General features: G+C 60.1%; 20 protein-coding genes and 2 tRNA genes. 17 read left to right on the top strand and 5 right to left on the bottom strand.

Features of this window, described 5'->3' with window-relative positions; translation table 11 throughout:
- The first annotated feature begins 226 nt into the window (after positions 1–226).
- From KGA83_RS26335 to KGA83_RS26300, 8 genes are all read left to right on the top strand, one after another.
- Positions 227–2,677, top strand: coding sequence for a penicillin acylase family protein (locus KGA83_RS26335; protein ID WP_108216710.1), 2,451 nt, complete (start codon positions 227–229; stop codon positions 2,675–2,677).
- 156 nt (positions 2,678–2,833) lie between these two features.
- Positions 2,834–3,868 (top strand): ligase-associated DNA damage response exonuclease, encoded by a 1,035-nt coding sequence (locus KGA83_RS26330; protein WP_223531203.1) that lies wholly within the window; start codon positions 2,834–2,836, stop codon positions 3,866–3,868.
- Positions 3,865–5,535, top strand: coding sequence for an ATP-dependent DNA ligase (locus KGA83_RS26325; RefSeq protein WP_223531202.1), 1,671 nt, complete (start codon positions 3,865–3,867; stop codon positions 5,533–5,535). The genes KGA83_RS26330 and KGA83_RS26325 overlap by 4 nt, the downstream gene beginning before the upstream one ends.
- Positions 5,536–5,760: 225 nt before the next feature.
- Positions 5,761–6,543 carry a transporter substrate-binding domain-containing protein gene (locus tag KGA83_RS26320; RefSeq protein ID WP_007996874.1) on the top strand — a complete coding sequence of 261 codons (783 nt, stop codon included), beginning with the start codon at positions 5,761–5,763 and terminating at the stop codon, positions 6,541–6,543.
- Between the two features lie 56 nt (positions 6,544–6,599).
- Positions 6,600–7,328: an ABC transporter permease gene (locus tag KGA83_RS26315; protein WP_108216707.1), complete on the top strand. Its 729-nt coding sequence runs from the start codon at positions 6,600–6,602 to the stop codon at positions 7,326–7,328.
- Complete coding sequence (locus tag KGA83_RS26310) at positions 7,325–8,035, top strand: ABC transporter permease (RefSeq protein WP_108216706.1); 711 nt, start codon at positions 7,325–7,327, stop codon at positions 8,033–8,035. The genes KGA83_RS26315 and KGA83_RS26310 overlap by 4 nt, the downstream gene beginning before the upstream one ends.
- A 27-nt stretch (positions 8,036–8,062) precedes the next feature.
- Positions 8,063–9,181, top strand: a complete 1,119-nt coding sequence (locus KGA83_RS26305) for a succinylglutamate desuccinylase/aspartoacylase family protein (RefSeq protein ID WP_108216705.1) — start codon at positions 8,063–8,065, stop codon at positions 9,179–9,181.
- A 13-nt stretch (positions 9,182–9,194) separates the two neighbouring features.
- Positions 9,195–9,959, top strand: a complete 765-nt coding sequence (locus KGA83_RS26300; protein WP_115948235.1) for an ABC transporter ATP-binding protein — start codon at positions 9,195–9,197, stop codon at positions 9,957–9,959.
- Between the two features lie 147 nt (positions 9,960–10,106).
- Here KGA83_RS26300 and KGA83_RS26295 read toward each other — a convergent pair whose 3' ends face one another.
- Together KGA83_RS26295 and dcd are read right to left on the bottom strand one after the other, a co-directional pair.
- Positions 10,107–10,316: a hypothetical protein gene (locus KGA83_RS26295; protein WP_108216703.1), complete on the bottom strand. Its 210-nt coding sequence runs from the start codon at positions 10,314–10,316 to the stop codon at positions 10,107–10,109.
- Positions 10,317–10,423: 107 nt separating this feature from the next.
- The gene (dcd, locus tag KGA83_RS26290) at positions 10,424–10,990 is read right to left on the bottom strand and encodes a dCTP deaminase (protein WP_085724551.1); all 567 of its coding nucleotides are present in this window, start codon (positions 10,988–10,990) and stop codon (positions 10,424–10,426) included.
- A 353-nt stretch (positions 10,991–11,343) separates the two neighbouring features.
- On the opposite strand from dcd, the gene KGA83_RS26285 reads away from it, so the two are divergent.
- Positions 11,344–11,553: a cold-shock protein gene (locus KGA83_RS26285; RefSeq protein WP_002554837.1), complete on the top strand. Its 210-nt coding sequence runs from the start codon at positions 11,344–11,346 to the stop codon at positions 11,551–11,553.
- A 160-nt stretch (positions 11,554–11,713) separates the two neighbouring features.
- On the opposite strand, the gene KGA83_RS26280 is transcribed toward KGA83_RS26285, so the two are convergent.
- Positions 11,714–12,721 (bottom strand): DUF481 domain-containing protein, encoded by a 1,008-nt coding sequence (locus tag KGA83_RS26280; protein ID WP_108216702.1) that lies wholly within the window; start codon positions 12,719–12,721, stop codon positions 11,714–11,716.
- 163 nt (positions 12,722–12,884) lie between these two features.
- Between KGA83_RS26280 and KGA83_RS26275 the strand changes: the two genes are divergently transcribed.
- From KGA83_RS26275 to KGA83_RS26260, 4 genes are all read left to right on the top strand, one after another.
- Positions 12,885–13,238: an MGMT family protein gene (locus KGA83_RS26275; protein ID WP_223531201.1), complete on the top strand. Its 354-nt coding sequence runs from the start codon at positions 12,885–12,887 to the stop codon at positions 13,236–13,238.
- 44 nt (positions 13,239–13,282) lie between these two features.
- Entirely contained in the window at positions 13,283–14,842 is a 1,560-nt protein-coding gene (locus tag KGA83_RS26270; protein ID WP_108216700.1) for an AmpG family muropeptide MFS transporter, read from the top strand.
- A gap of 143 nt (positions 14,843–14,985) precedes the next feature.
- The gene (locus tag KGA83_RS26265) at positions 14,986–16,701 is read left to right on the top strand and encodes a proline--tRNA ligase (protein WP_223531200.1); all 1,716 of its coding nucleotides are present in this window, start codon (positions 14,986–14,988) and stop codon (positions 16,699–16,701) included.
- Positions 16,702–16,720: 19 nt separating this feature from the next.
- On the top strand, positions 16,721–17,674 hold the full coding sequence (locus tag KGA83_RS26260; protein ID WP_108216698.1) for a hypothetical protein: 954 nt from the start codon (positions 16,721–16,723) through the stop codon (positions 17,672–17,674).
- A 96-nt stretch (positions 17,675–17,770) separates the two neighbouring features.
- Here KGA83_RS26260 and dinB read toward each other — a convergent pair whose 3' ends face one another.
- The gene (gene dinB / locus KGA83_RS26255; RefSeq protein ID WP_108216697.1) at positions 17,771–18,832 is read right to left on the bottom strand and encodes a DNA polymerase IV; all 1,062 of its coding nucleotides are present in this window, start codon (positions 18,830–18,832) and stop codon (positions 17,771–17,773) included.
- 300 nt (positions 18,833–19,132) lie between these two features.
- Here dinB and KGA83_RS26250 point away from each other — a divergent pair.
- The 4 genes from KGA83_RS26250 to KGA83_RS26235 all read left to right on the top strand — a co-directional run bounded on the left by KGA83_RS26250 (position 19,133) and on the right by KGA83_RS26235 (position 23,735).
- Positions 19,133–19,209, top strand: a tRNA-Met gene (locus KGA83_RS26250).
- A 232-nt stretch (positions 19,210–19,441) separates the two neighbouring features.
- Positions 19,442–19,518: transfer RNA gene (locus KGA83_RS26245), tRNA-Met, on the top strand.
- A gap of 279 nt (positions 19,519–19,797) precedes the next feature.
- Positions 19,798–22,440: a bifunctional lysylphosphatidylglycerol flippase/synthetase MprF gene (mprF, locus tag KGA83_RS26240; RefSeq protein WP_108216696.1), complete on the top strand. Its 2,643-nt coding sequence runs from the start codon at positions 19,798–19,800 to the stop codon at positions 22,438–22,440.
- The gene (locus tag KGA83_RS26235; RefSeq protein WP_115947760.1) at positions 22,440–23,735 is read left to right on the top strand and encodes a virulence factor family protein; all 1,296 of its coding nucleotides are present in this window, start codon (positions 22,440–22,442) and stop codon (positions 23,733–23,735) included. Before mprF ends, KGA83_RS26235 begins: the two co-directional genes overlap by 1 nt.
- A gap of 169 nt (positions 23,736–23,904) precedes the next feature.
- On the opposite strand, the gene KGA83_RS26225 is transcribed toward KGA83_RS26235, so the two are convergent.
- Entirely contained in the window at positions 23,905–25,806 is a 1,902-nt protein-coding gene (locus KGA83_RS26225; RefSeq protein ID WP_108216694.1) for a potassium transporter Kup, read from the bottom strand.
- Positions 25,807–25,877: the final 71 nt, after the last annotated feature.

The raw sequence follows: 25,877 nt of genomic DNA, 5'->3' as shown, positions 1-25,877 counted from the left end.
TGTCGCACTTCAATACCACCAGTTACGGCTGGCAAGCCACTGTTGAGTGTCAAAAGATCGCAGCCTTCGGCAGCTCCTGCGCGAGATCGGCGTATCTCTACAGGAGCTGCCGAAGGCTGCGATCTTTGACAAATCCTGAAATAACCTCTTACCCCGCTTGCGCGGCCATCACCTGCTCACTAACGTAGCGCCTTTATTGCGCCACCACCCCCGCAGGAGCTTTGCCATGGCCTCGCCAGCCCTTACTCATTTTCTACCCCGGTTCGGCGTTGCCGCAGCAGTGGCCGGTGCCTTGAGCCTGACCGGTTGTCAGAACTTCAACGCCCAGGACACCCTCCCGCCGACCTCCGGCGTGCAACCGCTCAAGGGCCTGGCGCAGAACGTTTCGGTGCGCCGCAATGCCATGGGCATGCCGCTGATCGAAAGCAACAGCTTCCACGACGCGCTCTTCACCCTCGGCTACGTGCATGCCAGCGACCGCATCACGCAGATGGTCACCCTGCGCCTGCTGGCCCAGGGCCGTTTGGCCGAGATGCACGGCGCCGACCTGCTGGATGCCGACCGTTACATGCGGGCGGTCAACCTGAAGAAAAGTGCTGGCGAGTTGTACAAGGCCTCTTCGCCGCGTCTCAAGCGCTTCTTCGAGGTCTATGCGCGCGGCGTCAACGCCTACCTTTTCCGCTACCGCGACAAACTGCCGGCGGACCTCGCGGCCTCCGGGTACCAGCCTGAATACTGGCAACCGGAAGATTCGGCGCTGATTTTCTGCCTGTTGAACTTCAGCCAGTCGACCAACCTGCCGGAAGAAATTTCCACACTGGTACTGGCCCAGACCGTCACCACCGACAAACTGGCGTGGCTGACGCCGTCAGCTCCCGACGAAAAACTGCCGGTCGGCGAAAGCGAAAAACTGCAAGGCATCAAACTCAACGGGCAAGTGCCGGGGCTGGCCGAACTCGGCAAGGCCACCGGGCAACTGTCGGACCTGAACCTGCTCGGCGCCACCTCGTCGAACAACTGGGCCATCGCCCCGCAACGCAGCCGCAGCGGCAAGAGCCTGCTGGCCAGTGACAGTCACGGCCCGCTGGGCGTGCCTTCGCTGTTCAGTTACGTGCAGATTCGCGCGCCGAAATATCAGGCATCCGGCGTGACCATCGCCGGTCTGCCAATGGTGCTCGGTGGTTTCAACGGCAAGGTAGCGTGGAGCGTGACGTCCGTGACGGGTGACAACCAGGACCTGTTCCTGGAGAAGATCAAACGCCAGGGCAACGGGCTCACCTACGAAAACGCCGGGAAGTGGCAGCCGGCGATCGTGCGCAATGAAACCTATTTCGTCAAAGGCCAGCGGTCGATTCGCGAAGCGGTGTACGAAACCCGCCATGGCCCGCTGCTCAATAGCGCCCAGGGCACCACGCTGGCCAATGGTTTCGGCCTGGCCTTGCAGGCACCGAACTTCACCGATGACAAGACCCTGGACGCGTTCTTTGACCTGTCCCGCGCCCAGAGCGTCGAGAAAGCCTCGGATGCCAGCCGAGAAATCCGCGCCATCGCGCTGAACCTGGTGTTTGCCGACGCAAGCCACATCGGCTGGCAAGTCACCGGTCGTTACCCGAACCGCCGCGAAGGCGAAGGCCTGTTGCCCTCGCCGGGCTGGGAAGGTCGATACGATTGGGACGGTTACGCCGACCCGATGCTGCACCCGTACGATCAGGACCCTGCCCAGGGCTGGCTCGGCACCGCCAACCAGCGGGTCATTCCCCATGGCTACGGCATGCAGCTGTCAAATTCCTGGGCCGCTCCGGAGCGCGGCGAGCGCCTGGCCGAACTGGCCGGCGCAGGCAAACACGACAGCCGCAGCCTGATCGCCATGCAATACGACCAGACCACTACCTTCGCTGCCAAGCTGAAGAAAATGTTTGAAGCGCCGGGCATGACCCAGCCGCTCAAACAAGCCATGGACGCCTTGCCGGCGGCAGATCGTGCCAAGGCACACGAGGCCTACAGCCGCCTGATGGCGTTCGACGGCAAGCTCGGCCCGACCTCCACCGATGCGGCAATCTACGAACTGTTCCTGCAGGAAAGCACCCGGCAGATCTTCCTCGATGAACTGGGCCCGGAAAGCAGCCCGGCATGGAAGGCCTTTGTCGCCAACGGCAAGCTTTCCTACGCGGCCCAGGCCGATCACTTGCTCGGGCGTGAAGACAGCCCGTTCTGGGATGACGTGCGCACCGCGCAGAAAGAAGACAAACCGGTGATCCTCGCTCGCAGCCTCGCCGCGGCGATCAGCGCAGGCGACAGCCAATTGGGCAGTGATCACAAAGCCTGGCAGTGGGGCAAACTGCACCGCTATGAATGGAAGAACAGCAGCGGCCAGACCGTACGCGGACCGCTGCCGGCCGGTGGCGATCACACTACGCTCAACACCGCCGCCTTCGCCTGGGGCCAGGACTTCAACACTACACTGGCGCCAGCCATGCGGTTTATCGTCGACTTCGGCCAGTCCGAACCGCTGATGGCGCAAAACGGCACCGGCCAATCCGGCAACCCGGTCAGCCCTAACTACCTCAACGGCATCGAACCGTGGCTCAAGGGCCAGTACATGAGCCTGCCGATGCAGCCGCAGAACTTCGACAACGCCTATGGCAAGGCACGGTTGACGCTGACGCCCGGCAAATAACCACGCCCCCTATCTGTGGGAGAATCTATGGTTGAGGGCTTTCCCTCAACCATAGATTCTCCCACAGGGGATGTTATTAATCCCCCCAAAAACAAATAGAACTTCTCGCCACACGCCAACCTCATAGCTGACAAGCCCCTCCACTCCGGTAACGAAATGGACCTTGTTATCTCGCGCCCCGAAGGTTTGTACTGCCCCGCCGGCGACTTCTACATCGACCCGTGGCGGCCGGTCGAACGCGCCGTGATCACCCACGCCCACGACGATCATGCCCGCGCCGGCAATCAGCATTACCTGGCGGCAGCGCCCGGCGAGGCCATCCTGCGCACGCGACTGGGCCAGAACATCAACCTGCAGACCCTGCGCTATGGCGAGCGCCTGCTGCATCGAGGCGTGCGCCTCAGTTTTCATCCCGCCGGCCATGTGCTCGGCTCGGCGCAAGTACGCCTGGAATACGGCGCACAAGTCTGGGTCGCATCCGGGGACTACAAGATCGAGCCCGACGGCACTTGCGCGCCGTTTGAACCGGTACGCTGCGACACCTTCATCACCGGGTCGACCTTTGGCCTGCCGATCTACCGCTGGCAACCCCAGGCACAGGTGTTTGCCGAGATCGATCAATGGTGGCAGGCCAATGCGGCTGTCGAAAAAGCCAGCGTGCTGTTCTGTTATTCCCTCGGCAAGGCCCAGCGCATTCTCCATGGCATCGACGCACGACTCGGTCCCATTCTGGTGCATGGCGCCGTCGAATCCATCAACGAGATCTACCGCGAAGCGGGGGTTTATCTGCCGCCCACGACTCATGCCGCCGACGTAAAAAAGAGCGACCCGCTGATGCGCAAGGCGCTGGTGCTCGCCCCCCCTTCAACGGCGAACAGCAGCTGGATGCGTCGCTTCGGCGATTACAGCGATGGCTTCGCCAGTGGCTGGATGCGCTTGCGTGGCATGCGTCGGCAGCGCGGTGTGGACCGTGGCTTCGTGCTGTCCGACCACGCCGACTGGCCCGGCCTGCTCTGGGCCATCGAACAGACTGGCGCTGAGCGGATCATGGTGACCGATGGATCGGCCGGCGCACTGGTACGCCATCTGCGCGAGCAGGGGCTCGAGGCCATGGCGTTCAATACCCAATACGGTGATCACGAAGAGGATGTGGTCATCGCCGAAGCCGAGCCTGCCGAGATGCTGCCATGAAGGCGTTCGCCGAACTGTATACCGAACTGGACACGTGCACCTCGAACAACGCCAGACTGGCGGCATTGCAAAACTACTTCGCCCAGGCCAGGCCGGAAGATGCTGCCTGGGCGTTGTACTTTCTGTCAGGGGGACGCCCCCGGCAATTGGTGCCGGTACGGGTCCTGCGCGAATTGGCCGTGGCGTTTTCCGGTTTGCCGCAATGGCTGTTCGAAGAGAGTTACCAGGCAGTCGGTGATCTCGCGGAAACCATTTCGCTGGTTGTACCGCAAGCGTCGCATCATTCGACCGACGGGCTGGCCGCGTGGATCGAGGACAAATTGCTGCCACTGCGCGGCGAAACAGAGCAGTCCCTCGCTCGACGATTACCGGCGCTGTGGACGCAACTGGACGGTCCGAGCCTGATGGTCTGCATCAAACTGATCACCGGCAGCTTGCGCGTCGTGGTGTCCAGGTTATTGGTGACCCGTGCCCTGGCAGCCATGGCTCACCTGGACTGCAAACGTGTGGCCCAGCGCATGGTGGGTTACACCGACCAGACCCATCGCCCCAGTGCCACCCGCTACTTAAAATTGATCGCCGCCGAATCCCGGGATGAACGCGCCCAGCGTGGTGGCCAGCCCTACCCGTTTTTCCTCGCCCACGTCTTGTCGCCACCCGTGGAGCAATTCGAAGCCCTGCTCGGCCCTGCCCAGCACTGGCAAGCGGAATGGAAATGGGATGGTATCCGCGCCCAGGTGATCAAGCGCGAAGGGCGACTGTGGATCTGGTCGCGGGGTGAAGGGCTGGTGACCGAACGCTTCCCTGAACTGGACAGCTTATTTCTGAGCCTTCCCGACGGAACGGTGATCGACGGCGAGATCGTCGCCTGGAAATCTGCAGCAACCGCCATCGACAAGGTGTTTCAACCCGCGGCGCAACCTTTCGCCCTCCTGCAACAACGCATCGTTCGCAAAACCCTGGACCGGAAAATCCTCGAAGAAGTGCCAGTCGTGTTAATCGCCTTCGATTTGCTCGAATGGCAGGGTGAAGACTGGCGCAACCGGCGTCAGGCCGAGCGACGCGCGCAACTGGAACGGGTGACCAGTGACTGTGCCAATCCGCGGTTGCGCCTCTCGCCATTGGTGACCGGCGACACGTGGCTCGACCTCGCCCGCCAGCGCGAGACATCCCGCGCCCTCGGTGTCGAAGGCCTGATGCTCAAGCCACGCGATGCCCTGTACGGCGTCGGCCGGACCAAGGGCGTGGGTGCGTGGTGGAAATGGAAAGTCGACCCTTTCAGCGTTGACGCCGTGCTGATCCACGCGCAACGGGGGCAAGGACGCCGGGCCAGCCTCTACAGCGATTACACGTTCGCCGTGTGGGACGGCCCGCCAGACGCCAGCGAACGTTCCCTGGTGCCGTTCGCCAAAGCGCATTCAGGGTTGAGCGATGACGAAATCCGCCAGGTCGACAGCATCGTGCGCAAGACCACGGTGGAAAAAATCGGCCCAGTGAGCAGCGTCCAGCCGAGCCTGGTGTTTGAATTGGGTTTCGAGGGGATCGCCCTCTCCCACCGTCACGAAAGTGGCATTGCCGTGCGTTTTCCGCGCATCTTGCGCTGGCGCAAGGACAAGTCGGTCGACGAAGCCGACAGTTTGACGACCCTGCAAAATCTGCTCGGCTGAGCCTTCTTTTTATCCTCAAGATTTTTTCTTTTTGAGTCGAACGGGTGCGGCCATTTCCCTGCGCCCGTTTTCGTGCATAAATCTGTCTCCGGCTATTTCCAGACACCTTTTAAAACGCTTGTTCGGCACTCTGGTTCGGAAATTGCTACTTTCAACAGGTCTTACGCTTTCCAGTAACAATAATTCTGCGCCACAAGCGCTCATATTGGTTTTAGGGATTGAATAATGAAAAAAGCATTGCTGACCCTTTCTGCACTGGCGTTGTGCATGGCCGCTGGCTCCGCCATGGCGAAGGAGTACAAAGAACTGCGTTTCGGCGTTGACCCTTCTTACGCACCGTTCGAGTCAAAAGCGGCCGACGGCAGCCTGGTAGGCTTCGACATCGATCTGGGGAACGCGATCTGCGCCGAACTGAAGGTCAAGTGCAAGTGGGTCGAAAGTGACTTCGATGGCATGATTCCCGGTCTCAAAGCCAATAAATTCGACGGTGTGATCTCGTCGATGACCGTAACCCCGGCCCGTGAAAAAGTCATCGACTTCTCCAGCGAGCTGTTTTCCGGCCCAACCGCTTACGTGTCCAAGAAAGGTTCCGGCGTGACCGCAGACGTCGCGTCCCTCAAGGGCAAAACCGTCGGCTACGAACAAGGCACCATTCAGGAAGCCTATGCCAAAGCCATTCTGGACAAGGCCGGCGTAAAAACCCAGGCCTACGCCAACCAGGATCAGGTCTACGCTGACTTGACTTCCGGTCGTCTCGATGCAGGGATCCAGGACATGCTGCAAGCCGAACTGGGCTTCCTGAAGTCGCCACAGGGTGCCGACTACGAAGTCAGCAAGCCGGTCGACAATGAACTGCTGCCGGCCAAAACAGCGGTCGGTATTAAGAAAGGTAACACCGAGCTGAAAGCACTTTTGGATAAAGGTATCAAAGCGTTACACGATGATGGCACCTACGCCACCATTCAGAAGAAACACTTTGGCGATCTGAATCTGTACAGCGGCAAATAATGCCCGGCGCCCATCTCTGGATGGGCGCTTTTTTCATCCGATCAGGCTGCTGATTTATGTTTGAAAACCTACTGGAAAATCTGGGGCTCTCTGCCTTCAGCCTCAAGGGCTTCGGTCCGCTGCTGATGCAAGGCACCTGGATGACGATCAAATTGTCGGCGTTATCGCTGTTGGTAGCCGTGTTGCTCGGGCTGCTTGGCGCCAGTGCCAAGTTGTCAAAAGTCAAACTGATGCGCGTGCCTGCCCAGCTTTACACCACACTTATTCGCGGCGTTCCGGACCTGGTCCTGATGCTGCTGATTTTCTACAGCCTGCAAACCTGGCTGACCTCGTTTACCGATTTCATGGAATGGGAATACATCGAAATCAACCCGTTCAGCGCCGGGGTCATTACCCTGGGCTTCATCTACGGTGCGTATTTCACCGAAACCTTCCGTGGCGCGATTCTCGCGGTTCCGCGGGGCCAGGTCGAAGCGGCTACTGCTTATGGCCTCAAACGCGGCCAGCGTTTCTGGATCGTGGTGTTCCCACAGATGATGCGTTATGCCCTGCCAGGTATCGGTAACAACTGGATGGTAATGCTCAAGGCCACCGCCCTGGTGTCGATCATCGGCCTGGCCGATCTGGTCAAGGCTGCCCAGGACGCCGGCAAAAGCAGCTATCAGCTGTTTTACTTCCTGGTACTTGCCGCGCTGATCTATCTGGTGATCACCAGCGCGTCCAACTTCATTCTGCGCTGGCTCGAACGTCGTTACTCCGCCGGTACCCGGGAGGCCGTACGATGATCGAACTCCTGCAGGAATACTGGAAACCCTTCCTTTACAGCGACGGCAACAACATCACCGGTCTGGCCATGACCATGTGGTTGCTCAGCGCATCGATATTCTTCGGTTTCATCGTCTCGATTCCGCTGTCTATCGCCCGGGTTTCACCGCGCCTCTACATTCGCTGGCCGGTGCAGTTCTACACCTACCTGTTCCGTGGCACGCCGCTGTATATCCAGCTTCTGATCTGCTACACCGGGATCTACAGCCTGGCCGCCGTGCGCGCACAACCGCTGCTCGACAGCTTCTTCCGCGATGCGATGAACTGCACCATCCTGGCCTTTGCCCTGAACACCTGCGCCTACACCACCGAGATTTTCGCCGGGGCAATCCGCAGCATGGCCCACGGTGAAGTGGAAGCGGCCAAGGCTTACGGACTGACCGGCTGGAAGCTGTACGCCTACGTGATCATGCCGTCGGCCCTGCGTCGTTCGTTGCCGTATTACAGCAACGAAGTGATCCTGATGCTGCATTCGACCACCGTGGCCTTCACCGCGACTATCCCGGACATCCTGAAAGTCGCGCGGGACGCCAACTCGGCGACCTTCCTGACCTTCCAGTCGTTCGGTATCGCCGCGCTGATCTACCTGACCGTCACTTTTGCGCTGGTCGGCCTGTTCCGCCTTGCCGAACGCCGATGGCTGGCCTTCCTCGGGCCGACCCACTAGGACTCCGTTTTCAGGAAACAAAAATCCATGCGCCACCAGACTCATGACCTGCTGGCCCCGCTACCGGGGACTGCACGACAGATCCACAGTTTTCACTTCGGCCCACAACCCGCCAACGGCAAGATCTACATCCAGGCCTCCCTGCACGCCGACGAAATGCCCGGCATGCTGGTGGCCTGGCACCTCAAGCAACGCCTGGCGGAGCTGGAAGCCGCTGGCCGTTTGCGCAGCGAAATCGTCCTGGTCCCGGTCGCCAACCCGATTGGCCTGGAACAAGTACTGATGGACGTGCCGCTGGGCCGCTTCGAGCTGGAAACCGGGCAGAACTTCAATCGCTGGTTCGTCGACCTGAGTGAAGAAGTCGGCAACGAGATCGAAGGCCAACTCGGCAACGACCCGCAGCACAACCTCGAATTGATTCGTAACAGCCTGCGCAATGCGCTGGCCCGGCAAACCGCCAGCACCCAGCTGCAATCCCAGCGCCTGACCCTGCAACGGCTGGCCTGCGATGCCGACATGGTGCTCGACCTGCATTGTGATTTCGAAGCGGTCGCACACCTGTACACCACGCCGGAGGCTTGGCCACAGGTCGAGCCACTGGCCCGCTACATCGGTGCCGAGGCCAGCCTGTTGGCGACCGATTCCGGGGGCCAGTCGTTCGACGAATGCTTCACCCTGCTCTGGTGGCAGTTGAAGGAACGCTTCGGCGAACACTTCGACATTCCACCAGGCAGTTTTTCGGTGACCGTCGAATTGCGCGGCCAGGGCGATGTCAATCACCCGCTGGCGAGCCTCGACTGTCAGGCGTTGATCGACTATCTGATCCATTTCGGCGCGATCGCCGGCGAACCCGCGCCCCTGCCCGACCTGCCCTATCCGGCGACACCGCTGGCCGGTGTAGAGCCGGTGGCCACACCGGTGGGCGGGCTGCTGGTGTTCACCGCATTGCCGGGGGAATACCTTGAGGCCGGGCAACTGATCGCCGAGATCATTGATCCCGTCAACGATCTGGTCACTCCCGTTCATTGCGCCACAGCCGGGTTGATGTACGCCCGCTCGCTGCGCCGCATGGCCACTGCCGGCATGGTGATTGCCCACGTCGCAGGCACCGAAGCCTATCGCAGCGGCTATCTACTTTCGCCTTGAGGATGCACGCCCCATGTACAAATTGACCATCGAAGGCCTGCATAAGAGTTATGGCGATCATGAAGTCCTCAAAGGTGTTTCACTCAAGGCCAGGACCGGCGACGTCATCAGCCTGATCGGCGCCAGCGGCTCGGGCAAAAGCACCTTTCTGCGTTGCATCAACTTCCTGGAACAACCCAACGACGGCGCCATGAGCCTCGACGGGCAGAACATCCGCATGATCAAGGACCGTCACGGCATACACGTGGCCGATGCCAATGAACTGCAGCGCATTCGCACCCGCCTGGCCATGGTGTTCCAGCACTTCAACCTGTGGAGCCACATGACGGTGCTGGAAAACATCACCATGGCCCCGCGTCGGGTGCTGGGGTGTGACCGGAAAGAAGCCGAGGACCGCGCCCGGCGCTACCTCGACAAGGTGGGGCTGGCCTCCCGTGTGGCGGACCAATACCCGGCCTTCCTGTCCGGCGGTCAGCAACAACGGGTAGCGATTGCCCGCGCACTGGCCATGGAGCCGGAAGTCATGCTGTTCGACGAACCGACCTCGGCGCTGGACCCGGAACTGGTGGGTGAAGTGCTGAAGGTGATCCAGGGCCTGGCCGAGGAAGGCCGGACCATGATCATGGTGACCCACGAAATGAGCTTCGCCCGCAAAGTGTCGAGCCAGGTGCTGTTTCTGCACCAGGGCCTGGTTGAGGAAGAAGGCGCGCCAGACGACGTGCTGGGCAATCCGAAAAGCGAGCGGTTGAAGCAGTTCCTCAGCGGCAACCTGAAGTAACGCCTGACAAAAAAACTGTGGGAGCGAGCCTGCTCGCGAATGCGGTCTGACATTCAACATTTGTGTTGTCTGACACACCGATTTCGCGAGCAGGTCGGATCGCCGCACCGTCGCTCCCACATTTTTTGATCTGTAGTGTCTGAACTGTCAGACCATAGGCGCAGGCGGCGGCTCATCCGGCAGCGTAGGCTCGCCCGGTTCGTTAGGCTGTTCGTTCGGGGTATCAGGATCAGGCTGGCCGGGGATACCCCCTGCCATGCTGACGGGCGGATGTGCCAACAAGGACCAGGCCAGAACGCCAACCTGATTGGGTTCCAGCCTTGCCAGTTCAGCACTGATTCGCGGATCGATCTTCATTCGGCACTCCTGGGCGATGACCCGACCCGCCTTGCGCGGATCGGAACAGTACACCCCATAGAGTGTACGCCCGCTCAGGAATTCCCGGCACTTGTCGGACGGTTGACTCAGGTGCGAGGCAGGGTCACGCCACGCTGCCCCTGGTACTTGCCGCCACGGTCCTTGTAGGACACTTCACATTCTTCGTCAGATTCGAGGAACAGCATCTGCGCCACGCCTTCGTTCGCGTAGATTTTCGCCGGCAAATTGGTGGTATTGGAGAACTCAAGGGTCACGTGACCTTCCCACTCAGGCTCGAGCGGCGTGACGTTGACGATGATGCCGCAGCGCGCGTAGGTGCTTTTACCCAGGCAAATGGTCAAGACATTACGCGGAATGCGGAAGTATTCGACGGTGCTGGCCAGGGCGAAGGAATTAGGCGGAATGATGCACACGTCGCTGTGGATGTCGACGAAGCTGCCGGCATCGAAGTTTTTCGGATCGACGATGGCCGAATTGATGTTGGTGAACACCTTGAAATGACTGGTGCAACGCACATCGTAGCCGTAGCTCGACACGCCATAGGAGATCACACGGCTATCGTCGCTGCCGCGCATCTGGCGCTCGACGAAAGGCTCGATCATGCCGTGTTCCTGCGCCATGCGGCGAATCCACTTGTCCGATTTGATGCTCATGGCGGGTGTCCTGAATAGCGAGGTCGAAAAATTCTGTCCGGCATCTTACCGGGCGCGCCGCCGGGTTCAAAGTCCGCGGTGCAATTCTCGCCGAACAGGCAGGAATTACCTGTGCTGGCGACGAACCGTCGCACCGCCGATCCTTAAATCAGAGAAACCTTCGCAAGAAGCATTGGCACGTCCCGGAAAAAGGGTTAAGGTGGCGCCACTGTGCTGCTTGTGTCACTGAGAATCTCTACACGATATGTTGAATTTCGATCCAACCATCTACAAGAATTTTTCCTGCTCTTTGCACTCAGTCTCGGCCAGGGTTCTTCCTGAGTCGCAGTTATCTTTGTTCAAGGAGTTACACCATGTCTAATCGCCAAACCGGTACCGTTAAGTGGTTCAACGATGAAAAAGGCTTCGGCTTCATCACTCCACAATCCGGTGACGACCTGTTCGTTCACTTCAAAGCTATCCAATCCGACGGCTTCAAAAGCCTGAAAGAAGGCCAACAGGTTTCTTTCATCGCTACCCGCGGTCAGAAAGGCATGCAAGCTGAAGAAGTTCAAGTTATCTAACTTGTACTTGCTTTAGTAAAAAAGCCCCGCCCTCAACAGCGGGGCTTTTTTGTGCCTGTGTGTTTTTCACAGGTAAAAAAGATCGCAGCCTGCGGCAGCTCCTACAGGGTGAACATAACCCCCCTGTAGGAGCTGCCGCAGGCTGCGATCTTTTAGCGTATTACCAAGTCACGCCAAATCCTGCGGTGTAGCGTGTCTTGTCCAGATCCGCATCATCGGTGCCGCTGATGATGTCCCGCTCCGCCTTCAGGTTCAGCGAAGCCCAGTCAGTCACCTTGTAGCGTAACCCCATCTCGGCATCGAGTGCGTAGTCGGCCACACCCGACAGCGGCTTGCCGACCTCACCACTGGTGAAGAACTCGACATGCTTGCCGATCAGGTAGCGGTTGTAATCCCACGTCATGGCCAGTGCGTAGAAATTGTCCTTGCTGCCATCGGAGAACTCATAGTCCGTGCGGTTGACCAGCGAGCCCAGGGAGAACGCCCCGAGCTCGTTATCCCAGAACTGATAGCCGGGACCGGTACCGACGGTGCGCTGACGGGATAGGTGTTCGACCTTGTCGCGCTTGTACTCCAGACGCCCCTGCCAGAACCATTGCTCGGTCAGGAATCGGTCAATGGAGTACTCGGCCCGCCAGTTGTCGGTGGTCACCACGTCATCCTGGAACTCGCGGTTGTATTCACCCTCGGCGGTGTGCCGCCAGCGACCGTGGCGCGCACTGGTCTTGAAATCGATGTCGTAGTCATCGGTGTCGTTTTCCGCCCGCTGATAATCCAGCGCGATATCGACGTTGCCTTTCCACACCAGATCCTCGACCACCGGTTTTGGCTTGAGAATCTGCTGAATGCTCGCCAGTTCGACCGTCCTCGGTGCGTCGCCATTGGCCAGCGTGACCTTACCGGCGTCCGCCGCTTTCAGCGACTTGGCTTTCTCGCCACTGTAGGCATCCTGCTTGACCAGCAATTGCTGATCGCTGTCCAGAGTCTTGACCTGTTTCCAGTCGATCGTCACCGCACCGGCGTACTCGGTCTGGATCAGCAGCTTGCCGCCATCGAACAGCGTGATCTTGCCGCTCAGCTTGTCACCGTTCTTCAACCACACGGTATCGGCTAACAAGGGAGTAGAAGCACTGAGGACAGCGAGGTACAGCAGGGATCTGGACAACATAAGCAAAATACGGGCTCGGGCTTGCGAGAAAAGTCGGCATTATCCGTAGGAATAATGTCCTGACAAGGACTGACCCGACTATTTCTGTTGAGTTCATTTCTCAACCGCCTGTACAGGATTTACTCTATAGATGGTAAAGCAGACTTCTTCAGGAATGACGGACGTGACCGATCCAACCGATGAACCCGAGAGTGCGGCGCAAATCCGACGCACGGCGCTGTATCTGACACTGGCGCAAGTTCCCGAGGGCAAAGTCGTCAGCTACGGTCAATTGGCCGAGCTTGCAGGACTGGGTCGCGCCGCCCGCTGGGTCGGCCGCACCCTCAGCCAATTGCCGAGCGACAGCAAATTACCCTGGCATCGCGTTCTGGGTGCAAACGGGCGTATCAGCCTGCCGGCGGGCAGCCCTTCGGGCGAGGAGCAGCGCGTACGATTACGCATGGAGGGCATCAGTGTCCTGAATAATCGTGTTGATATTCAGCGCCATGGCTGGCGTCCGGTAGAGCACAGCGGTTAGAGTGCGCGCTTTGTTTCCGTATTTCTTGAGGCAGACTCCAGCCCATGCCCCGTAAAACCTGGCGCGCCGCGCTCGCCGCTTATGCCAGCCCTTCGACACTCGTGCTGTTGCTGCTTGGTTTCGCCGCCGGCCTGCCCTACATGCTGGTGTTTTCAACGCTTTCAGTCTGGCTGCGTGAGGCTGGCGTGGCGCGTGAAACCATTGGCTATGCAAGCCTGATTGGCCTGGCATATGCCTTCAAATGGGTCTGGTCACCGTTGCTCGACCAATGGCGACTGCCATTGCTTGGCAAACTCGGTCGACGACGATCCTGGCTCGTGCTGTCCCAGGCACTGGTCATCCTTGGCCTGATCGGGATGGGTTTCTGCGATCCGCAAAAGCATTTGTCCTGGCTGATCGCCATTGCCGTGGTCGTCGCTTTCGCATCAGCGACGCAGGATATTGCGGTAGACGCCTATCGCCTGGAAATCGCCGAAGACAATCGTCAGGCCGCCCTGGCCGCCAGCTACATGTCCGGCTACCGGGTCGCCGCGCTGCTGGCGACTGCAGGCGCGCTGTACTTCGCCGAAGGCTTTGGCTCCACCGGCTTCAACTACAAGCATTCGGCCTGGGCCGGCACTTACATTCTGTTCGGGGTGCTGATGGTCCCGGCACTGCTGACTTCCACGTTCATGCGCGAACCACCCGTGCCGTTGCGCACGCAACTGCAGGCCGGTCGCTACAGCTTCGTGCATCAACTGGCCTCGGTGTTCGTGCTGATCATTTTGCTGGTGTCCGTGCCGGCCATGTTCACCCAGCTCTACTACACCGACTTCGCCAGCGTACTGTTCGAAGGCGTGAGCGTGCTCGACCTGCTGCTCGAAGACCGCGCGTTCCTGCGGGCCATCCTCTATATCACGCTCACCGCCCTGTGCCTCTCGGCCATGGGCCGTCGCGGCCTGGCACCCGTGCTGACTCCGATCAACGACTTCATCCTGCGATACCGCTGGCAAGCGTTGCTACTACTCGGCCTGATCGCCACCTATCGGATGTCCGATACGGTCATGGGCGTGATGGCCAACGTGTTCTACATCGACCAGGGCTTCACCAAGGACCAGATCGCCAGCGTCAGCAAAATCTTCGGCCTGATCATGACCCTGGTGGGTGCCGGCATGGGCGGCCTGCTGATCGTGCGTTTCGGCATCTTGCCGATCCTGTTTATCGGCGGCGTCGCATCCGCGGCGACCAACATCCTGTTCCTGATACTCGCCGATATGGGCCCCAACCTGAACATGCTGGTGCTGACCATCTCCCTGGACAACTTCAGTTCAGGCCTGGCCACCTCGGCGTTCGTCGCCTACCTGTCGAGCCTGACCAACCTCAAGTTCTCCGCCACCCAATACGCCCTGCTCAGCTCGATCATGCTGTTGCTGCCGCGCCTGATCGGTGGCTATTCCGGGGTCATGGTGGAAAAATTCGGTTACCACAATTTCTTTCTGATCACCGCCCTGCTGGGCGTCCCGACCCTGCTGTTGATCGCCTTGCACTGGTTCCAGGAGAACCGCCGCGCAGGTCCGACACCGACACCGGAACCGGTGCAGACCCCGGTCACCGAAGAATCGTAGGATCTTTACTCAGGAACAATCGCGGAGGGCCGAGTGAATCGTGCCCTCCTGCCACACCACTGACCGCGCGCCTGTACGCCAGCGGATCTCGCCCGTACAATGCTCCGTCACTTCTCGTCATCAGCAATCGATAACGGCCAACCATGCGCACCAGTCAATTTTTGCTCGCCACACAAAAAGAAACGCCTTCCGACGCGGTCGTGATCAGCCACCAGCTGATGCTGCGCGCCGGCATGATCCGCAAACTCGCCTCGGGCCTGTATACCTGGCTGCCGATGGGCTTGCGGGTAATGCGCAAGGTCGAAGCTGTCGTTCGTGAAGAAATGAACGCCGCCGGCTCTCTCGAAGTGTTGATGCCGAGCACGCAACCGGCTGAGCTGTGGCAGGAATCCGGGCGCTGGGAAGAGTACGGCCCTGAATTGCTGCGCTTCAAGGATCGCCACGGTCGCGACTTCTGCGCAGGTCCCACCCACGAAGAAGTCATCACCGATCTGATGCGCAACGAATTGAGCAGCTACAAGCAGCTGCCGATCAACCTGTACCAGATCCAGACCAAATTCCGTGACGAAACCCGCCCACGCTTCGGCTTGATGCGTGGCCGCGAATTCATCATGAAGGACGCCTACTCCTTCCACGCCGACCAGCCTTCGCTGCAGGTCACCTACGACCGCATGCACCAGGCTTACTGCAACGTGTTCACCCGTCTGGGCCTGAGATTCCGCCCTGTTGAAGCCGACAACGGCTCCATCGGCGGCGCCGGCTCCCACGAGTTCCACGTTCTGGCCGAATCGGGCGAAGACGACATCGTCTTCAGTAACGGTTCCGACTACGCGGCGAACATCGAGAAAGCCGAGGCTGTGCCACGGGAATCCTCGCGCGCCGCTCCGAGCGAAGAACTGCGCCTGGTCGACACGCCGAATGCCAAGACCATTGCGCAACTGGTCGAAGGCTTCAACCTGCCGATCGAGAAAACCATCAAGACCCTCGTGGTGCACGCCGAAGAGAAAGGCAAGCTGATTGCCCTGATCATCCGTGGCGACCATGAGCTGAACGAAATCAAGGCGGCCAACCAGCCAGGCGTTGCCAGCCCGCTGGTCATGGCTTCGGAAAGCGAACTGCGCGACGCCATTGGCGCCGGTGCCGGTTCCCTGGGTCCGTTGAACCTGCCGCTGCCGATCATCATCGACCGTTCGGTCGAACTGATGAGCGACTTCGGCATCGGCGCCAACATCGACGACAAACACTACTTCGGCGTGAACTGGGAGCGCGACTTGCCTGTTCCGACCGTTGCCGACCTGCGCAACGTTGTGGCCGGCGACCCGAGCCCGGACGGCAAAGGCACCCTGGAAATCAAGCGCGGCATCGAAGTCGGGCACATCTTCCAGCTGGGCAACAAGTACAGCAAAGCGATGAAGTGCGAAGTGCTGGGCGAAAACGGCAAGCCGGTCACCCTGGAAATGGGCTGCTACGGCATCGGCGTGTCCCGCGTGGTAGCGGCTGCCATCGAGCAGAACAACGACGAAAACGGGATCATCTGGAGCGACACCCTCGCGCCCTTCCAGATCGCCCTGGTGCCGCTGCGCTACGAAACCGAACAGGTTCGTGAAGCCACCGACAAGCTGTACGCGCAACTCACCGCTGCCGGCTTCGAAGTGCTGCTCGACGACCGCGACAAGAAAACCAGCCCGGGCATCAAGTTCGCGGACATGGAGCTGATCGGCATTCCACACCGGATCGTGGTCAGCGACCGCGGCCTGGCCGAAGGCAACCTGGAATACAAGAGCCGCACCGAGGCCGATGCGCAAGCGCTGCCGGTCGACGACGTACTGTCGTTCCTTCAGGCCCGCATCCGCCGCTGATACCAGACATAGAGGCGTCATGTTCAAGCGAAACACCTTAGGCCTCGGTGGTGCCGCCTTGTGCGGCACCCTGCTGGTCAGCGGCTGTGCCAACCACATGTCACAACGCAGCGAGCAAGAGGAACGTGTCGAGCGCAAACTGCTCGATCACAGCCTGCAGATCGATGTCGGTGAGCCCAAGGTGCTTGAGCTGCCGCAACGGCGGGTGAAAATTCACGAGCAGAAGACTTTCGAAGTCACCGAGTACGAAGTCACGCGTCACTACGACCGCTATACGCCGTACCAACCCTGGCGGGAGATTTACGAAATCCCGCTGGGCGCGGTGGCCGTGGTGGCGGGTGTCGGTGCCAACGTGGTCAATGTGTTCGCCCTCGGCAATCTGCCGGACAGCGTGACCAAGGATTGGCTGAGCTACGGTTTCGCCGGGCTCAACCCGTTCATGAACGTGCAGTCCCACGGGCGCGCGCAGCAGAACCTGGCCGGCATTGATGAAGTCCAGCACGACAAGCGTACGGAATATTCAAGCCTGCCCTGGAGCGAGCGCCCGGTCGAGGTCAAGGCCGGCAAGGAAACCTTCGAGCTGACCACCGACAAAAACGGCGTGTTACGCCTGAATCTGTTGGACAACCCGTTCGCCGAACATGACATCAATCATCTGAGCCGCTTGCTGATCCGTGTTGAGGATGCCCAGGGCAACGTGCACAACGATTCCACCCTGGTCATCAGCAGCAACTTGCGCAGCAAGCTCTATGAGGCCCACGGGTTGATTTATGACGACCTCGAAGGTGACGAAGTCAGCCAATGGGTCCACCGGGTCAAACGCCTGTCGGAGCTGGGTCTTGAAGAGGAAGCCAGTGAGCTGGAACAGAGCCTGATCGAACTGACGCGCAATGATCCTGAATTGCAGACCGAATTCCTCAAGTCACTGGCCCGCAATGGCGAGCGACTGGTGGCTAATCCGGGGCTGAACTAAACCCCAAAAAAAGATCGCAGCCTGCGGCAGCTCCTACAACAGATCGCGTTCTTCTGTAGGAGCTGCCGCAGGCTGCGATCTTTTGTGTTTCAGAATTTACCGCTCAAACAACTCCATCTGCTCGAACCCGCCCCGCAAGTCCTCCAGCCGCACGCCGACGCCCAACAACCGCACGGGTTTACCGCCGCGATTGAAGGCCTGGGTCAGCATCAACTGATAACTGCCCAGATCCCGCCCTGCCCCGGCCTGCTCCAATGTCGTCTGGGTGAAGTCGTGGAACTTCACTTTGACGAATGGCTTGCCCGGACGATAGCTGCTGTCAATTCGCGCCATGCGGCCAGCCAGGGTCTCCAGCAGCTCGGGCAATTTATCCAGGCAACTCTTCAGATCTGGCAGATCGACGTCGTAGGTGTTTTCGACACTGATCGACTGACGACGACTGTCGTTGTGCACCACGCGGTCATCGATCCCACGGGCCAGGCTCCAGAGTCGCTCGCCAAAGCTGCCGAATTCACGCACCAGCGCCAACTTGTCCCACTCGCGCAATTGCAGGCAATCGGTGATCCCCAGCTTGCCGAGTTTGTCGGCGGTGACTCTTCCGACCCCGTGCAATTTACTCACCGGCAAGCCACTGACAAAATCCTCGACCTGGTCCGGCGTGATGACGAACAGGCCATTGGGCTTTTTCCAGTCACTGGCGATCTTGGCCAGAAACTTGTTCGGCGCCACACCCGCCGACACGGTGATATGCAACTGGTTGGAGACCCGGCGCCGGATGTCCTGGGCGATGCGCGTTGCGCTACCACCGAAATGCGCACTGTCCGACACATCGAGGTACGCCTCATCGAGCGAGAGCGGCTCGATGATCTCGGTGTAATCGCGAAAGATCGTGTGGATTTCCCTGGAAGCTTCTCTATAGGCGTCCATGCGTGGCTTGACGATGGTCAGGTCCGGGCACAGTTTCAAGGCATGCCCGGAGGACATCGCCGAACGCACCCCGTACGCTCGCGCCTCATAATTGCAGGTGGCGATCACCCCGCGCCGGTCCGCCGCCCCACCTACCGCCAGTGGTTTACCGGCCAGGCGTGGGTCGTCGCGCATTTCGATGGCTGCATAGAAGCAGTCACAATCGACGTGGATGATCTTGCGTTGAGTCATAGCAAAGCCGTGTTCATGGCAAAGAAAAGGCGTCATGGCGTGCCGGACAAACAGTATCTCACCGACACCTGTATATAGCACCAGTAGTCTGAATGTTCTTTTCCAATCGTAGGAAGAGTCGATTGTGAATTTATTTTTTCAATCGAAAAATTACTTTCAATAGACGCGCAGGCCTTGTCCTGCCTGCCTCACAGACCGGTCGACCTCCCCTTTTGAACGCTAACCGATTGAACAGGAAGAGGTTTTATCGGAATTGGAGGTTGACACCCGAGCGCATCTCTATAGAATGAGCCACACAGACGCGGGATGGAGCAGTCTGGTAGCTCGTCGGGCTCATAACCCGAAGGTCGTCGGTTCAAATCCGGCTCCCGCAACCAAACATCAAAAAAGGCTACTCGAAAGAGTGGCCTTTTTTGTGCGTGCTCGTTTTGTAGCATCGAACACCGAAACAAGGCCTGGACACTCAACGACACCGAAACCGGAAATCGTTCTGATTCCGAAACTTAGGCCATCGCTGCGACCGTTTGCCGCGATTCAACATTTATTTGACCTGCTTCAGGATTAACGGTTGACACCTCGGCGTATCTCTATAGAATGCCGCCACACAGACGCGGGATGGAGCAGTCTGGTAGCTCGTCGGGCTCATAACCCGAAGGTCGTCGGTTCAAATCCGGCTCCCGCAACCAAACATCAAAAAAGGCTACTCGAAAGAGTGGCCTTTTTTGTATCTGTTGAAAAAGTCCTTTCGCAACAATGACCTGTCACTGTGAAGCAAGCCGTTTGGGGAGCACCCATGCGCCGGGTTCAGACTATGCTCTATCGCAGGCTGAAGCCTTCACGACTGATGACGCGCCGTCCCCGTTGCCCGGTGATAGGCGTTAATATTTGTGATTATTTTTTTCTGCAGGGATTGGTAACTTGGCTGGATACCCCCATCCTGTCGCGCACAATCCAAGAGGTGATTGATGCGCGCCAACTCGTCTGACTCACAAGACACTGTCACAGCGACACAACCGATCAAGGCTGAGCGTCTGCGCCTGCTCGATCGTTTGAGCAAATACCGTCAACCCATTGGCCTGGCGGTCACCCTGCTGTTGTTCGCGATCGCGCTGATTGCCTGTCGCCACCTGTTGAGCGAACTCGATCTTTACGCGCTGCACGATTCGATCCTCGAAGTCCCGAAACCTGCCTTGCTGGGCGCACTGGGCGCAACCGTGGTGGGCTTCATCATTCTGCTCGGCTACGAATGGTCGGCCAGCCGCTATGCCGGGGTAAGCCTGGCACCGCGCGAGTTGGCGCTGGGTGGTTTCACGGCCTTTGCCATTGGCAACGCCATCGGTCTTTCAATGTTGTCGGGCGGTTCGGTGCGCTATCGCCTCTATGCCCGTCATGGTCTGGGAGCGGCTGAAGTCGCCCGCATGACATTGTTCGCCAGCCTCTCGCTGGGTTGCGCCCTGCCGCCGCTGGCTGCCCTGGCGACGCTCAGCGACCTGCCGGCGGCGTCCACCGCCCTGGGACTCTCCGAGACGTTGCTGGGTGTGGTGGCAGGTGCCGTGCTCGTACTGTTTTCGGTGCTGGCTATCGGTATCTACCGTCGGCGGCTGCCGGAACAGCCTTACCCGGACAACCTGCTGGTCAAGGTCGGGCGCCGCACCTTGCGCCTGCCCGGGCGTCGCCTGACGTTCCTGCAATTGATCATCACAGCCCTGGACGTAGCAGCCGCCGCGACCGTGCTCTATCTGCTGCTGCCGGAAACACCGCCCTTCGGTGCGTTCCTGCTGGTTTACCTGCTGGCGCTGGCCGCCGGCGTGCTCAGCCATGTGCCGGGTGGTGTCGGGGTGTTCGAGGCGATTTTGCTCGCGGCGTTTTCCGATACCCTCGGTGCTGCGCCACTGGCGGCCGCCCTGCTGCTCTATCGCTTGATCTACGTGGTCCTGCCCTTGCTGGTGGCCTGCCTGCTGTTGCTGATCAACGAAGGTCAGCGCCTGTTCCAGACACGCCAGACATTGCGCGCGGCCTCAGGCCTGGCGGCTCCGATACTGGCGGTGCTGGTATTCCTGTCCGGTGTTGTCCTGCTGTTCTCCGGCGCCACCCCGGAAATCGATACCCGCCTGGAACACATCGGTTTTCTGATCCCCCATCGACTGGTCGATGCTTCGCACTTTGGTGCCAGCCTGGTCGGCGTTCTTTGCCTGTTGCTGGCCCAGGGGCTGCGTCGCCGGCTGTCGGCCGCATGGATGCTGACCACCATTCTGTTGCTGGTCGGCGCCCTGCTCTCACTGCTCAAAGGCTTTGACTGGGAGGAAGCCAGCCTGATGGTGCTGACGGCGAGCCTGCTCGGGGTATTCCGTCGCTCGTTCTATCGCCCCAGCCGCCTGACCGAAGTACCGTTCTCGCCGCTGTACCTGGTGGCCAGCCTGTGCGTGCTCGGTGCGTCGATCTGGTTGCTGCTGTTCGCCTATCAGGACGTTCCATACAGCCACCAGCTCTGGTGGCAGTTCACTCTGGACGCCGATGCCCCTCGCGGCCTGCGTTCATTGCTCGGGGCTGCCGTGCTGCTGATGGTGGTGTCGCTGACCTGGCTGCTGCGCACCGCGCGTCCGGTGATCCACCTGCCGACGCCCGACGAACTGGAGCGCGCCAGCAAGATCCTCATGGCATCGGCCCAACCGGATGGCGGCCTGGCCCTGACCGGTGACAAGGCGCTGCTGTTTCACCCCAACGACGAGGCGTTCCTGATGTACGCCCGCCGTGGCCGCAGCCTGGTAGCGTTGTATGACCCGATCGGCCCGGGCCAGCAACGGGCAGAAATGATCTGGCAGTTCCGCGACCTGTGCGACATCCACCACGCCCGTCCCGTGTTCTATCAAGTGCGCGCCGAGAACCTGCCGTACTACATGGACATCGGCCTGACCGCGATCAAGCTCGGCGAAGAAGCCCGGGTCGACCTCAAGCGCTTTGATCTCGAAGCCAAGGGCAAAGAGATGAAGGACCTGCGCTACACCTGGAACCGAGGCACCCGCGATGGTCTGTCCCTGGAAATCCATGAACCGGGCCACGCGCCAATGGATGAGCTCAAGGTGATATCCGATGCCTGGCTGACCGGCAAGAACGTGCGCGAGAAAGGCTTCTCTCTCGGCCGCTTCAGTGATGACTACCTCAAGTATTTCCGCATCGCGGTGATTCGTTTCGAAGGACGCCCGGTAGCGTTCGCCAACCTGCTCGAGACCTACGGCCATGACCTGGCCAGCCTCGACCTGATGCGTGCGCACCCGGATGCCCCGAAGCTGACCATGGAGTTCATGATGGTCGGCCTGATTCAACATTATAAAAACCATGGGTACGCGCGTTTCAGCCTGGGCATGGTGCCGTTGTCGGGGTTGCAACCCCGTCGCGGCGCGCCATTGACCCAGCGCCTGGGCTCGATGGTATTCCGCCGTGGTGAGCAGCTGTACAACTTCCAGGGCTTGCGCCGTTTCAAAGACAAGTTCCAGCCTGATTGGGAACCCCGTTATATGGCCGTGCCCGCCGGACTCGATCCGCTGGTTGCGCTGGCCGACACTGCCGCCCTGATCGCGGGCGGCTTGACCGGATTGGTGAAACGCTGATGATTCAACGCTCCTTGCGGTATGTATTGGGCACACTGGTGATAGTGGCCCTGGTTCTCGGTGGCGGTTACTGGTACCTGAAACGCCCGGCACCGGAACCGACCCTCCAATTGCTGACCCCGGCCGACGGTGCGGCGATGACCCGCGTCATCCCCGGCACCACGCCACGCGCCCAGGTGCTGGTAGCGGTCAACGAAGACCAGAAACTCAGCGACAAGCAATTGATGACCCTCAGCCGTAGCGGCGCGGCGCAGATTGTCCAGGTGATCCTGCCCAAGGACTGCCTGCTGCAAAGCCGTGCCCTGCAATCGGGCCTGAGAGAGCTCAAAGGCCCTGCGACCCTGGTCAGCGGTATCGGCCCGGGTGCCGTGCTGGCCTGGCGCTGGTTGTCCGAGCAGAAGAACGACAAGGCTCAGGCCGTTTCGGTCGACCTGGCCCTGGAAAAACCTGGCTGCACGCACCTGCTGCCGAAAAGCGCGGCCCACGGCCACTGGCTGGCGGCATGGAACGACAACCCGGACGACACCAGCGCCGGCTTCGTGCGCGATCAACCGAACGCCGAAACCAGCATCAGCGACTACGACATCAACCTGCCACAAGTGCTGAACAACGAGCTGCGCAAGATCCTCGTCGGTGGTGACAAGGCTGCTGGCGGCCTACAGATCCCGGTGGTCGAAGTGCCAGCAGGCCAGGCCAGGGACACCGTCACCCTGTTCCTGTCCGGTGATGGCGGCTGGCGCGACCTCGACCGCGACGTGGCGGGCGAGATGGCCAAGATCGGCTATCCGGTAGTCGGCATCGACACCCTGCGCTACTACTGGCAGCACAAGAGCCCGGAGCAAAGCGCACTGGACCTGGCGGAACTGATGCAACACTACCGACAGAAATGGGGCACCAAGCGCTTCATCCTGACCGGTTACTCGTTCGGCGCAGATGTTCTGCCAGCGATCTACAACCGCCTGGCCGAGTCGGAGCAGCAACGCGTCGACGCGATCATCCTGCTGGCCTTCGCCCGTACCGGCAGCTTCGAGATCGAAGTCGAAGGCTGGCTCGGCAACGCCGGCAAGGAAGCCGCCACCGGTCCGGAAATGGCCAAACTGCCAGCCGCCAAAGTGGTGTGCATCTACGGTGAGGAAGAAACCGACGAAAGCGGCTGCACCGACAAGACGGCGGTGGGCGAAGCCATCAAGCTGCCTGGCGGCCATCACTTCGACGAGAACTATCCGGCGCTGGCACAGCGTCTGGTGGATGTGATCGAGAAGCGGCAAGCCAAAGAAGCAGAAGCTCAAGAGTGATCTGAGCCTCGCTGAAGAAAAGCCCCCGCCATCTCACGATAGCGGGGGCTTTTTCATTCAACGCCACAAATCCCTGTAGGAGCGAGCCTGCTCGCGACGGTCTTCAACGATAACGCTGAACACCTGACACCCAGTGGTGATCTCAGGTTCATCGCGAGCAAGCTCGCTCCTACATCTCCACCTGCGTCCCCAACTCAATCACCCGGTTCAACGGCAGATTGAAGAAGCGCAAATTGCCGTTGGCGTTCTGCAACATGAACGCAAACAGCGCCTCACGCCAGCGCGACATGCCTTCGAGCTTGGAGGCAATGACCGTTTCGCGGCTGAGGAAGTAGGTGGTGCGCATCGGGCTGAAGTCCAGTTCTTCGAGATGACACAGTTTCAACGCCTTCGGTACGTCCGGCTCGTCGGTAAAACCGAAGTGCAGAATCACCCGGTAGAAACCTTCGCCATAGGCATCGACCTCGAACCGTCGTGTTGGCGGCACCCGCGGGATGTCTTCGTACACCACCGTCAGCAACACCACTCGCTCGTGCAGTACCTGGTTGTGCAGCAGGTTGTGCAATAGCGCGTGGGGCACGGCATCCGGCCGTGCCGTCAGGAACACAGCGGTGCCCTGAACCCGATGGGGCGGTTGTACGGCAATGCTGCTGATGAAGATCGGCAGCGGCAATCCACCCTCATCGATACGCTCGACCAGCAACTGCTTGCCGCGCTTCCAGGTGGTCATCAGCACAAACAGCGCGAAACCGGCGATCACCGGGAATGCACCGCCCTGAACGATTTTCGGCACGTTGGCGGCGAAGTACACACCGTCTACCAACAGGAAACCCAACAGGATCGGCACCACAAGGACCGGCGGCCACTTCCACAGCAACAGGATTACCGCGGACACCAGAATGCTGGTCATCAGCATGGTCCCGGTCACCGCCACACCGTAGGCCGAGGCCAGGGCACCGGAGGATTCGAAACCCAGCACCAACAGCACCACGCCGACCATCAGCGCCCAGTTCACCGCGCCGATGTAGATCTGGCCCTGTTCAGCACTGGAGGTGTGCTGGATGTGCATGCGCGGAATGTAACCGAGCTGGATCGCCTGACGGGTCAGGGAGAACGCACCGGAAATTACCGCTTGTGAGGCAATCACCGTGGCCAGTGTCGACAGGCCGACCAGCGGGAGCAATGCCCAACTCGGTGCCAGCAGGTAGAACGGGTTGCGGGCCGCCTCCGGGTCGCCTAGCAGCAAGGCACCCTGACCAAAATAGTTCAGTACCAACGCCGGCAGCACGAGGATGAACCAGGCACGAGCGATCGGCTTGCGGCCGAAGTGGCCCATGTCCGCGTACAGTGCTTCGGCACCGGTCAGTGCGAGCACCACGGCACCGAGAATCGACACGCCCATGCCCGGATGGACCACGAAGAAACGTACGCCCCATACCGGGTTCATCGCTTGCAGGACTTCCGGATGCTGGCTGATGCCATAGACGCCGAGTGCCCCCAGCACGAGGAACCAGGTGACCATGATCGGCCCGAACAGAATGCCGATGCGTGCCGTACCGTGACGCTGGATCAGAAACAGCGCGACCAGCACTACCAGCGACAGCGGCACCACCCAATGGTCGATGCCTTCGAAGGCCAGCCCCAGGCCTTCAATCGCCGACAACACGGAGATCGCCGGGGTAATCATGCTGTCGCCATAAAACAACGCCGCGCCGATCAGCCCGCAGACCACCAGCAACATGCGCAATTTCGCGTGCCCCGCCGCCGCCCGCCGGGCCAGTGCGGTCAAGGCCATGATCCCGCCTTCGCCCTGGTTGTCGGCGCGCAGCACAAACATCATGTACTTGATCGACACGACCCAGATCAGCGACCAGAAAATGAGTGCCAGAATCCCCAGCACCCCGTCATGGTTGACCGGCACACCATAGCCTCCGGAAAACACTTCTTTGAGGGTGTACAACGGACTGGTGCCGATATCGCCATAAACCACCCCGACTGCCGCGACCAGCATGCCGATCGGCTTCACCGCCGAATGTTCGGCACCTGCAGCCTGACTACTTGCCTGCCCCATCCACCACTCCTACTTCTCAGACCCGGGCTTCTTTGAAAGAAGCACTATGCTTTGTCGTGCAGCATGCGCTG

The sequence above is a fragment of the Pseudomonas sp. GL-R-19 genome, assembly GCF_019956375.1.
Lineage (GTDB): Bacteria > Pseudomonadota > Gammaproteobacteria > Pseudomonadales > Pseudomonadaceae > Aquipseudomonas.
This window is presented reverse-complemented; position numbering and strand designations above follow the sequence as displayed.